The 12,449-nt window shown below is 49.4% G+C and carries 8 protein-coding genes; 6 read left to right on the top strand and 2 right to left on the bottom strand.

Features of this window, described 5'->3' with window-relative positions; genetic code table 11:
- Positions 1–226: 226 nt before the first annotated feature.
- Positions 227–2,494, top strand: a complete 2,268-nt coding sequence (locus MKQ68_RS21090) for a TonB-dependent receptor (RefSeq protein ID WP_285892321.1) — start codon at positions 227–229, stop codon at positions 2,492–2,494.
- A gap of 765 nt (positions 2,495–3,259) precedes the next feature.
- Here the strand turns inward: MKQ68_RS21090 and MKQ68_RS21085 are convergent.
- The gene (locus MKQ68_RS21085) at positions 3,260–3,925 is read right to left on the bottom strand and encodes a hypothetical protein (RefSeq protein WP_264280826.1); all 666 of its coding nucleotides are present in this window, start codon (positions 3,923–3,925) and stop codon (positions 3,260–3,262) included.
- Positions 3,926–3,966: 41 nt separating this feature from the next.
- Positions 3,967–4,539 (bottom strand): phosphoribosylglycinamide formyltransferase, encoded by a 573-nt coding sequence (gene purN / locus MKQ68_RS21080; RefSeq protein ID WP_264280825.1) that lies wholly within the window; start codon positions 4,537–4,539, stop codon positions 3,967–3,969.
- A gap of 554 nt (positions 4,540–5,093) precedes the next feature.
- Here purN and MKQ68_RS21075 point away from each other — a divergent pair.
- The 5 genes from MKQ68_RS21075 (at position 5,094) to MKQ68_RS21055 (ending at position 12,441) form a co-directional block, all read left to right on the top strand.
- Entirely contained in the window at positions 5,094–6,335 is a 1,242-nt protein-coding gene (locus MKQ68_RS21075) for a c-type cytochrome (RefSeq protein ID WP_349773797.1), read from the top strand.
- Positions 6,336–6,452: 117 nt separating this feature from the next.
- On the top strand, positions 6,453–9,554 hold the full coding sequence (locus MKQ68_RS21070) for a TAT-variant-translocated molybdopterin oxidoreductase (protein WP_264280824.1): 3,102 nt from the start codon (positions 6,453–6,455) through the stop codon (positions 9,552–9,554).
- 101 nt (positions 9,555–9,655) lie between these two features.
- Positions 9,656–11,092 carry an NrfD/PsrC family molybdoenzyme membrane anchor subunit gene (nrfD, locus tag MKQ68_RS21065; protein ID WP_264280823.1) on the top strand — a complete coding sequence of 479 codons (1,437 nt, stop codon included), beginning with the start codon at positions 9,656–9,658 and terminating at the stop codon, positions 11,090–11,092.
- A gap of 48 nt (positions 11,093–11,140) precedes the next feature.
- Positions 11,141–11,731: a DUF3341 domain-containing protein gene (locus MKQ68_RS21060; protein ID WP_264280822.1), complete on the top strand. Its 591-nt coding sequence runs from the start codon at positions 11,141–11,143 to the stop codon at positions 11,729–11,731.
- A gap of 77 nt (positions 11,732–11,808) precedes the next feature.
- Positions 11,809–12,441, top strand: a complete 633-nt coding sequence (locus MKQ68_RS21055; protein ID WP_244836020.1) for a c-type cytochrome — start codon at positions 11,809–11,811, stop codon at positions 12,439–12,441.
- Positions 12,442–12,449: the final 8 nt, after the last annotated feature.

Genomic DNA, 12,449 nt, shown 5'->3' with positions numbered 1-12,449 from the left:
AAAGGTAACGAGTTTTAGTCCCAGCCTAAAAATTTCCCTGTTTGCATGCAACTTCGTATCAAAATTAGACAATTCCCACCGCTCTGGCAAATGTGAAAGGACTTTAACAACTTGTTGGCTGCGAGTCAGTTATTGGCGTAAATGCCTAACTGGATAACTTTTCATGTTTAGGCTTGTCTAAAAATATATTTAGATGGATGTTGTTTCAATTTTTAAATTTGTTAACATGAACATTCATACACACTTAAAACCCTGGATCTTTTTTCTTTTTTTATCGATGCATATCAACGCTTTGGCACAGCAGCCTGTTGTGCTTATGGGCCGTATAATGGCAGATGGAAAGCCAGTACCCTTTGCATCGGTAGGCATTAAGGAACTGCACCGGGGAGCGAGTAGTGAAGAAGACGGGACGTTTAAGATAGATGGTCTGGCCGCCGGAAGTTATACGCTGCAGGTAACCGCCGTTGGTTACGTAAAGTATGTACAGGCTGTTAAGCTGGCGGCGGGAAGTAATAGCCGGGAGGTCAACTTACAGGCGGTGGCATCTTCGCTGAACGAAGTCGTAGTATCGGGTACGTTAAAAGCAGTGGGTAAGATGGACAGCCCCGTACCGGTAGAAGTGTATTCGCCGGTGTTTTTCAAGCGTAATCCCACCCCCAGTATTTTCGATGCCTTGCAAAACGTAAACGGGGTAAGGCCGCAGCTGAACTGTAATGTTTGTAATACTGGCGACATCCACATTAATGGGCTCGAAGGCCCTTATACCATGGTGTTGATCGATGGCATGCCGATCGTGAGCGCGCTGTCTACGGTGTACGGGTTATCAGGCATTCCGAACAGCCTGGTGGAGCGGGTAGAAGTGGTGAAAGGTCCCGCATCCGCCCTGTATGGTTCAGAAGCAGTAGCAGGCCTGATCAATATTATCACGAAAGATCCGCTGACGGCCCCTCTAATATCTGCCGATGTAATGACCACTACCTGGCAGGAACATAGTGTTGACCTGGGGATGCGTTTTAATGCGGGTAAAAAGGCGACGGCCTTACTGGGTGTAAACTATTACAATTACCAACATCCGGAGGATAAGAATGGGGATGGCTTTACCGATGTTACCTTACAGCATCGCATATCGGTGTTTAATAAATGGCGCTTTTCCCGCAAAAACGATCGCATATTCACTATGGCGGCCCGTTACTTCTACGAGGATCGTTGGGGAGGGCAAACGCAATGGGACCGCAAGTGGCGGGGTACCGACAGCGTGTATGGCGAAAGTATTTACACCTCGCGTTTGGAAGTGATCGGCAACTATCAGCTACCTGTCAGGGAAAAGGTGATGTTACAATACTCCCTCAACCTGCACGACCAAAACTCGGTGTACGGTGCTACCACCTTCCTGGCGAAACAGCACATCGCCTTTGCGCAGCTTACGTGGGACAAGCAGCTGGGCCGCCACGGCATCGTAGCCGGACTGCCTTTCCGATACACCTTTTATGATGATAATACCGCTGCTACCTCCACGGCAGACCATACTTACCTGCCCGGCGCTTTTGTGCAGGACGAGATTGCCCTCGCCGCTGGTCATACCTTGCTGCTCGGCATGCGGTACGATTACAACTCCATTCACGGCAACATCTTTACGCCCCGCCTGGCTTACAAATGGGCGCCCGACCATAACAACATCCTGCGCCTGAACGCCGGTACGGGTTATCGCGTTGTTTCTATCTTCACTGAAGATCATGCCGCCCTCACCGGTGCCCGCGAAGTGGTGGTCAACGGCCGCCTGGACCCGGAGCAGAGCTGGAATGTGAACCTGAACTTTGTGAAGAAAGTGCCGTTGAACAACGCCTTCCTCGGTTTCGATGCTACGGTGTTCTATACCCGGTTCGGTAACCGCATACTGCCCGACTATACGACCGACCCGCAAAAGATCATTTATGAGAACCTGCGCGGTCACGCCGTATCGCGTGGTGCCAGCCTTAATATGGATATAGCATTTTCCTTTCCGCTGAAGCTGATTGCCGGCGCCACCTGGTCGGACGTGTACCAGGTAAACGACGCGGTACGCTCGCGGCCCATGCTGACGGAGAAGCTATCCGCTACGTGGAGCGCGTCTTATGCCTTCCGTCAGGCGGGCCTCACCCTCGATTACACCGGCAACCTGTATGGCCCGATGTTGCTGCCGCGGCTGAGTGAGGAAGATCCCCGTCCGGCCGAGTCGCCCGTATGGAGTATTCAAAACATACAGCTTACCAAAAAGCTGGGCAAGTGGGAAGTGTACGGCGGTGTTAAAAACCTGCTCAACTTTACCCCTCCGGCTAACTCGATCGCCCGTGCCCACGATCCCTTCGACAAACAAGTACAGTTCGATGCCAACGGCCAGGTAATCGCCACCCCCGACAATCCTTACCGCCTCACGTTCGACCCCAGTTACGTTTTCGCCCCGAACCAGGGAGTTCGCGGCTTTCTGGGGGCGAGGTACCTGTTACAGGGCAAATAATCAACCCTATCGAATTACGTGCGCTGCGGGTTAAAACCTGTGGCGTTCCCATTCGTATGCCTGCAACTTTCCTGCTGGATCGTATAGCGATCCTTGTATCATCCTTCGTTCATCCTTCGTATATGGTTCGTATATCCTTCGTATAAGATTCGCAGCAATACGAACTATATACCTAGTATTTACGAAGGATAAACGAACTATTAACGAAGTATACAGCAAGGTTGCCCGAACGATGTAGCCGATTTGTTCGGATGAGCAAAAGGGCGGCGCCACCAGCATTATCAATGAATTGAGAACGATGTAGCCGATTTGTACGGATGCGCAAAAGTGAAACGCTGAAACATCCTGTTTACAAGCATTTCCGGGGAATGACCCTGCTGTAAAGCAAGCCAGGTAAGAGCTATGCCCTTTCGAGGCCCTTTCCGGGCCCTTTCCGCAGTTCCCGGAGCTCCCCGGGGCGCCCTGGTAGTAGCGACCACGACTATGCATGCGAGGACTCGCCATGAACGAACGTTTCCGCCATCGATGTGAGTAATTTTTAGATTTCTGCTAGTGAGACTGAAAGGAAGCGAACATCCGCTTCAGTCTTCGCGGCAGTAAGGTTGGCAGCCATGAACTACTTATGCGAAACCAGCACACGAAGATGGCTTCACTTTGTTCGCCATGACGGGAAAGGGGGAGTCGTTTCGCTGAATAAAGAAAAGCCGCCGAAGTGAGTGACACAACGGCGGCTGAAGAAGGTGTTGGAGTTGGTAAAATGAAAAATCAGAAACCGAGACCGATCTTGATGCCCAGGTGGAGACTGGGAAGTACCTGAACCAGGCGGCCATTGTCGGGGGTGGCGACACCGTTTTTCTCGTCGTATACCAGGTAATCGTACACCTTGGTGCGGAGGCCGATGCCGAGGTACGGGTCCATGACGAAGTGGCCGCGGGAGAACTGGCGGCCCATCAGCATCTGAACGCCGTAGACGTTTTTGGTGCCGTCGCCGGTGTAGGTAACATCATTGATGATAAAGTTCTCTTTCGGGTAGAAAATCTTTTTGTAGAACAGCATGGGCTGGAAGTACGTGCCCTGGGCATGTAACACCCCTGATTCGCGGCCGAGGTACCAGCGCATGCCGGCCCTGAAGCCCAGGCCTTGCGCCTCAACGAATTGTGTAGTGCTGATGCGGGGTTTCTTCTGGCCAAGATCGATACGTTTGGCCAGGAGATAGTCGGGGTAGTCGGTGTATATACCCATAACGCCCAGTTCGATGCTCAGTTTGTCAGACAGCATTTGTTCCACCGTAAGATCGAGGGAGCTGATGAAGCTGGTTGGGTTTATTTTGATAAAAGTCCGGAGATCTTTGGGTTGGCGAGCTTTGTCCTGGGCACGAAGCGTGAGGCTTGTGCAGGAGGCCAGCATCAGGATGAGTAATACTCTTTTCATATAGATAAATGAGCTTTGAATCAACGCGGTGTGCATCTAGATCAGGACAATAATCGTTCCACAATTGCCGGGTAAAAACGGTGTTCGAGCGCATGTACCTTACCGGCGAGGGTAGCCGGCGTGTCGTTTTCGGTGATGTCGCAGGTTTCCTGGAGGATGATGCGGCCATCATCGTATTTATCATTTACATAATGGATCGTGATGCCACTTTGCTTTTCGCCGGCGGCGATCACCGCTTCGTGCACGAAGTTGCCGTACATACCCTTTCCACCGAATTTGGGCAGCAGGGCGGGGTGAATGTTAATGATCTTATCCGGATAGGCGGCCACGAGGTTGGAGGGTACCTTCCAGAGGAAGCCGGCGAGTACCACCAGGTCGATTTCCGCCTGTTGCAACATTTGCACGTAATGATCGGAGTGAAAGAACGGCTCCTTTTCTATTAATATAGATGGGATGTTTTCGCTGGCAGCGATGTTAAGTACGCCGGCGCCCGGTTTATTACAAAGTATCAGTTTAACGGAAACGGACTGGGAGCCACGGAAGTGATCGATGATCTTTTGGGCATTGCTGCCTGCCCCTGAAGCGAAAATGGCGATATTTTTCAAAGCGGTCATTATTAATGAGGCTGCAAAAATAGGAATTACCCCAGTGGGATACCTCAAAAAAATGGCGCCGGAGGTTAAACCTTTTGTATTTGGAATTGTTAGGAGGTGAAGGTTACCTATATAATAAGGTGTCCTATTCATGAAAGACCATCACTTTTATGGCGAACAAGGAAGCCCTTCAGTATCAATTCTCTCCATCTTTCCTGGATTAAAAAGTACAGATTATAATTTAAAGGTTAATATTGCACCGGAAGCAAGTAAATAAGCATCGGGCGGAAAGGCGTTACAAAACATGATTTTTATCATAAATAGCAGATTTATGCGCTAATTGTTGTCATAAAATTGCTTTGAAAGACTGATCTGTAGCGTGTTTTGGCTGATCATCCCGATTTGTATTATATATAAAACTTTGTATAGATGCAAGCAAGAATTTTTTTCAATTGTTGGTAAATTGTCAACATTCTGTCTTATTTTTGTGGGCACTTTTAAAGAAACCTAAGGTCAAATCTAAATTTATATAGGCTGTGTATTGTCGTGTATCCATTCTTTTGCGCAAGCAATTTGTGAGTGTTCTTATCCTATGCGTTGGTCTGGTGTTTTCTTTTACACCTGCTAACGCTGCAGATCCTGCTGCTGGTAAGGCATTATTCCAGGCAAATTGTGCTTCGTGCCATAATGTTCACAAGAAATTGACAGGTCCCGCTCTGAAAGGAGTGACGGAGAGATGGGCGGATCAAGCCTTGCTTCACAAGTGGATCAAGAACTCTGCAGGCGTGCTCGCTACTGGCGACGCATACGCAAATAACCTGTTTAAGGAGTATAACGGAACTGCAATGCCTGCGTTCCCAACCTTTACAGATGCAGACATTGATAACATCATGGCTTTCATCGCCGACGAGGAAGCGAAAGGTGGTAAAGGTCCTGCTGGTGCAGATTCTGGCGCCGGTGCTGCTACTGCAAAATCAGATGATTCCGGAAGCAACAGCCTGATCTTCGGTGTAATTACCCTGATCCTGGCGGTTGTAGCGGTTATTCTGATGCAGATCAACAGCAACCTGAACAAACTGGCCGCCGAGAAAGAAGGTGTTGACCAGCCAGAGCCGGTAGCATTTTACAAAAACAAAGCATACATCGCACTGGGTATCGTTATCCTGTTCATGATCGGCGGTTACTTCACCATCCAGGGTGCGGTTGGCCTGGGTCGCACACAGGACTACATGCCTGAGCAACCGATATTCTACTCCCACAAAGTACACGCAGGTACTAACCAGATCAGCTGTCTTTACTGCCACTCCGGTGCAGAGAAGAGCAAACACGCGATGATCCCTGCCGAAAACGTGTGTATGAACTGTCACAAAGCGATCAATGAATATACTGGTCCGGACCTGTTTACTGCCGAAGGCAAGAAAGTGAATGGTACTGCGGAACTCCAGAAGTTGTTCGATGCAGTTGGTTGGGACCCTAAAGCTGGTAAATATGTAAAAGCCGGCGAGCCTATCGAATGGGTTAAGATCCACAACCTGCCCGACCACGTTTACTTCAACCACTCTCAGCACGTAGTAGCCGGTAAAGTACAGTGTCAAACCTGTCACGGCAACATCCAGGATATGGACGAAGTTTCTCAGCATGCCGACCTGTCAATGGGTTGGTGCGTAAACTGTCACCGTACTACCAAAGTACAGTTTGCTGAAAACGGATACTACAGCATCTTCGAGAAATTGCACAATGACATTAAGAGCGGCGCCATCGACAGTGTAACTGTAGAAATGGTAGGCGGTACTGAATGTCAGAAATGTCACTACTAATCGAATTGAACTAACACCGCCTGGCCGGGAAGCAGTATAATAACATAATAAACACTGTACACTCCCGCGGGCATATTGCAACCGATCATTTATAAAATCGTAACTCGTTAATATAACATGGAGCAAAAAAAGTATTGGAAAGGCTTGGAGGAGTTGCACAATACACCTGGACACCAGGAAGTTGTGAACAACGAATTCGGAGAAGAACTGCCGTTTGAAGAGAGCGAGAGCCTGCTGAATGCCGCTACCCCCCGACGGGACTTCCTGAAATACCTCGGTTTTACCACTGCGGCCGCAACGATCGCAGCAAGCTGTGAAACTCCGATCAAGAAGGCGATTCCTTATGTAAATAAGCCAGAAGAAATTACGCCTGGCGTACCTAACTTATATGCTTCCACTTATGTAACCGAAGGCGATTTCGTACCGGTGGTGGTGAAAACCCGCGAGGGCCGTCCCATCAAAATAGAAGGTAACGAAATGTCTACCGTAACAGGTGGTACCACTACAGCAAGAGTACAGGGTTCTGTACTGAGCCTGTACGATGTGGCCCGCGTACGTGTACCGGGTACTTTCGATGGTAAAGAGAAAGTAAACGAAATGACTTTCGCTGAGCTGGACAAACAAGTGATGTCCGCGCTGGCTGGTTTAGGTGGCAAACCTGTTGTGCTGCTTACGTCCACCATCATCAGCCCCTCCACTAAACAAGTGATCAGCGAGTTCCTGGCGAAATACCCAGGTGGCCGCCATGTAACATACGATGCGATCTCTTATTCCGGTATGCTGCTCGCCAACGAAGCATCTTACGGTAAAAGAACGCTGCCTGTTTACCACTTCGAAAACGCTAAAGTAGTAGTGAGCCTGGGCGCCGACTTCCTCGGTACCTGGTTAAACACTGCTGAAATTACCCGCGCATACGGTACTACCCGTAAGATCAATGCCGACAAACCGGAAATGAGCAAACACTTCCAGTTCGAGAGCGTAATGAGCCTTACCGGTGCCAATGCCGACGAGCGTTTCACACACCGTCCTTCACAGGCTGGCGCGGTTGCCCTGGCGCTGTACTCAGCACTCGGCGGCGGCGTAGCAATGCCTGCCCTGGACGAGAAAGTGAAAGCCGGTGTAATGAAAGCTGCGAAAGCGATCCAGGCTAACCCCGGTAAATCACTGATCGTAAGCGGTTCCAACGACGTAAACGTTCAAATCATTGTAAACGCCATCAATAACATGGCTGGTTCCAATGGTACTACGATCGACTGGGCTACTACCTCCAACATCCGCCAGGGTATTGATGCAGACATGCAGCAGCTGGTTAACGACATGAACGCTGGTGCTATTGGCGCCCTGCTGATTGCCGGTGCTAACCCTGCTTATGACTACTTCGACCAGGCTAAATTCAAATCCGGTATCGCTAAAGTTGGTTTGACCGTGTCATTCAACGAGCGCCTGGACGAGACCACACAGCTTTGTAAATTCATCGTTCCCGACCATCACTACCTCGAAAGCTGGGGTGATGCGGAAGGCAGAACGGGTTATATCTCCTTCATTCAACCAACCATCGCGCCCCTGTTTAAAACACGCGCCCTGCAGGACAGCCTGCTGATCTGGGCAGGTAACACTACTCCATGGGTAGAATACCTGAAAAATGCCTGGATCGCTAAACTGGGTGGTGTTGAACAATGGAACAAAGTACTCCAGGACGGTATCATCGAACCAGCTGCAGCCCCTGCTTTGGGTGGTGCATCATTCGCTGCCGACGCCGCTGCTGCTGCTGGTAAGATCAGCACCAAGCAAGGTGGTAAACTGGAACTTACACTGTATCAGAAAGTAGCGATCGGTAGCGGTAAAGAGGCAAACAACCCCTGGTTACAGGAAATGCCCGACCCGATTACCCGTGCTACCTGGGACAACTACGCATGTATCTCCAACACGCTCGCCAAATCTTTCCACGAAGAGCTGGGCGACGATTATGAGATCAACGCAGACAGGAAAGTACTGAAAATAAAAGCTAACGGTAAAGAGATTGTGCTGCCTTTGCTGATCGTTCCCGGTATTCACCCCGAGACAATCGCGATCGCAGTTGGTTACGGCCGTGGCGATGCAAAACTGATCGGTAAAGCTGCCGGCAGAATTGGTCAGAACGCTTATCCAATGGTAAGCTTCAACGGCCAGACTTTCGATTACTTTGCTGCTGAAGCAACTGCAGAAGCAACGGGTGCTAAATACCCGGTTGGTCTGACCCAGACGCACAACAGCTACGAAGGCCGTCCGATCGTTAAAGAAACTACCCTGCAGGAGTTCATCACGAACCCTAAAGCAGTAAATAAAGATCGTGAGAAGCTGCACCACTACGGTGAAGACTTCGCACACGACGCAACGATGTACAAAGACGTACACATGGTACCGGGTAACGGTGTGAAGTGGGGTATGTCGATCGACCTCAACACCTGCTTTGGTTGTGGCGCTTGTACCATTGCTTGTCAGGCAGAGAACAACGTATCTGTAGTAGGTAAAGAGCAGGTGATCCTGGCGCACGAAATGCATTGGCTGCGCATCGACCGTTACTTTGCGGGCGACGTTGACAATCCGGAAGTAGTGTTCCAGCCGATGCTTTGCCAGCACTGTGATAACGCTCCATGTGAGAACGTTTGTCCGGTAGCAGCTACCAACCACAGCTCAGAAGGTATTAACCAGATGGCTTATAACCGTTGTATCGGTACGCGTTATTGCGCGAACAACTGTCCGTACAAAGTTCGTCGCTTCAACTGGAGAGACTGGAACGGTGCTGATAGCTTCGACGGTAACCTGTACGATGTAGCTGATATGAACGACAGCCTTACCCGTATGGTGTTGAACCCTGATGTAGTGGTTCGTGCCCGCGGTACTATGGAAAAATGTTCTTTCTGCGTACAGCGCTTACAGGATGCGAAACTGACTGCTAAGAAAGCAGGTCGTCCGATCAAAGATGGTGAAGCGAAAACGGCTTGTCAACAGGCTTGTGCTTCTGACTCTATCATCTTCGGTAACGTGAACGATAAAGAAAGTGCGATCTACAAACTCCGTAACATTGAACAGAAAGACCGTCTGTACTACGTTCTGGAAGAAACGCACACGCTGCCAAACATCAACTACCTGGCGAAGATCCGTAACAAAGATGCAGCTCCTAAAGCGGCAGAACATGGCCACGGCGCGACTGCAACGAAAGAAGCGGCTCACCACTAAGGATAAGTTGAAACGATAAGAATTATTAAAAGAGATCTAGATAAGTTTTGCATTAAATAGTCAGTCAGCCGCAAGGCTGGCTGACCAAAGCTCAGAATACTATGCATTTAAAGTACGAATCCACACTGAGAGAACCTTTAGTTGACGGGGTTAAGGATTATCACCAGGTAACTGAGGATATTATCAGTCCTATTGAGGCGAAGCCCGGCAAACTGTGGTACATTGGATTTTTCATTTCTCTCGTATTGTTAGGCTTCGGTGCCTTCTCTGTATTTTGGGAGGTTTACTTCGGTACAGGTGTGTGGAACCTGAACAAAACGATCGGTTGGGGTTATGACATCACCAACTTCGTATGGTGGGTAGGTATCGGTCACGCCGGTACGCTGATCTCCGCGATCCTGTTGCTGTTCCGCCAGGGCTGGCGTACAGGTGTGAACCGTGCGGCAGAGGCGATGACCATCTTCGCGGTAATGTGTGCGGGTCAGTTCCCGATCTTCCACATGGGTCGTGTTTGGATGGGCTTCTTCATCCTTCCTTATCCTAACACCCGCGGTCCGGTTTGGGTAAACTTTAACTCGCCGCTGTTGTGGGACGTATTTGCGATCTCTACTTATTTCACGGTATCACTGTTGTTCTGGTATTCTGGTCTGATCCCTGACTTTGCTACCGTTCGTGACCGTGCTAAAACTAAACTCCGCAAGTTATTATACGGTGTTGCTTCCTTCGGTTGGACTGGTTCCACTAAACACTGGCAGCGTCATGAGTCTTTATCACTGGTACTGGCAGGTTTGTCAACACCACTGGTACTGTCTGTACACACCATCGTATCTTTTGACTTTGCTACCTCTGTAATTCCTGGTTGGCACACGACCATCTTCCCTCCCTACTTCGTAGCGGGCGCGATCTTCTCTGGTTTCGCGATGGTAAACACCCTGCTGATCATCACCCGTAAGATCCTGGGCCTGGAAGATTACATTACTATTGGTCACATCGAAGCGATGAACAAAGTAATTGTACTGACTGGTTCTGTGGTGGGTGTAGCTTACCTGACCGAGCTGTTCATGGCCTGGTACGGTGCTGTTCCTTACGAGTTCGACACCTTCTATAAATATCGTGCTGCCGGTCCGCTGGGTTGGTCTTACTGGATCATGATGAGCTGTAACGTAATTTCTCCGCAGGTGTTCTGGTTCTCTAAAATGAGAAGAAACATCATGGTGACCTTCGTAATGTCTATCATCGTGAACATTGGTATGTGGTTCGAGCGTTTCGTGATCATCTGTACCTCCCTGTACCGCGACTATCTGCCGTCCAGCTGGGGTTACTACCGTCCGTCCTGGCCAGAAGTTGGCTTCTATGTAGGTACTTTCGGTTTGTTCTTTACCTGCTTCTTCCTGTTCGCTAAATACTTCCCGGTAATTGCGGTAGCAGAGATCAAGAGCGTACTGAAAACAACTGGTAAGAGCTATAAAGACAAAATGGGTAAATATGAAGCTCAGGAAGTTGAAGCATTTGCTCACGATCACGCACATCACCACTAATCACGGACTAACAGGATTGTTTTAATTGAACTTTGAATTTCTCAATATATGGCTGTAAAAAAATTTGTTGTAGGTAGTTTTGATGACGAGGCGGTATTGTTCCCGGCTGTTAAGAAAGTAAGGGCTGCCGGATACAAGCTGCACGATGTGTATACGCCTTTCCCGGTACACGGATTGGACCATGCAATGGGTCTTCGTGAAACGAGCCTGCACACTGCCGGTTTCGTTTATGGCATCACCGGTACTACTACGGCTCTTTCTGTAATGGGCTGGGTATTTACAACAGACTGGCCAATGAACATCGGTGGTAAACCACACTTTCCGCTTCCGGCGTTCATTCCCATCACATTCGAGTTAACGGTACTGTTTGCGGCAGTAGGCATGGTGCTTACTTTCTGCTACCTGTGTCAGCTGGCTCCTTTTGTGAAAAAACACATCTTCCACCCGCGTCAGACAGACGATTTGTTTGTGATGGCGATTGAGGTAACCGGCAAAAACGGTGCTGCGGAACTGAAGGAGTTTTTGAGCAGTGTAGGTGCCAAAGAAGTGAACGAACAAACAGCCGAAACCGGCTGGTGGTTAGGCCGCTACGACCAGGAAAGCCGCTTGTACAGCGAACCTGTTACCGTTAAAGCGTAGTAAAAGAATCATAATAAACGAATTATAATGCGGCGAAAGCCGCAACGTCAGACCAACGAGTAGACAAAAAATTACTGATGAAAAGGACTTCCAACATATTGATTGCAGCAGCGCTGACAGGCGGATCTTTCCTGGCGGCTTGCAGTACTGATCACAGGAAACCTGGAAAGCACTATGTGCCTGACATGGTTGACTCCCGTGCATATGAGTTCTATAACAAGACTGTAGCGAACATGAAGCCGGTAGAAGGTACCGTGAAAAGAGGTGAATTACTGCCTTATACTTTAAAAGCTGAAGATACTGCACAGGCTAACTTCGTTAAGAACCCGCTCACGCTCTCTGCAACTGATCTGGAAGAAGGCAAACGCCTGTACAACATCTATTGCGGTATTTGCCATGGTACTAAACTGGACGGTAACGGTCCGCTTTACAAAGGCGGCGACGGACCATACGCTGCTGCGCCTGCGAGCTTTATCGCCGGTAAAGTAGCTGGTTACAGCGAAGGCCGTATTTTCCACGTAGCTACTTATGGTTATAACGTGATGGGCAGCTACGCCAGCCAGCTCGATCGTGAGCAACGCTGGAAAGTGGTGGCTTATATTAAGAGTGTGCAGACCGGTGGTACCGTTCCATCTGCTGTAGCACCTGCAGGTGACAGCACCCAGGCTGCTAATGCAGCGCCCGCAGCAGATACGGCGGCAACTAAGTAATTTTGATA

Origin of the sequence: Chitinophaga horti, from assembly GCF_022867795.2 — a bacterium.
Classification (GTDB): Bacteria; Bacteroidota; Bacteroidia; order Chitinophagales; family Chitinophagaceae; genus Chitinophaga; species Chitinophaga horti.
This window is presented reverse-complemented; position numbering and strand designations above follow the sequence as displayed.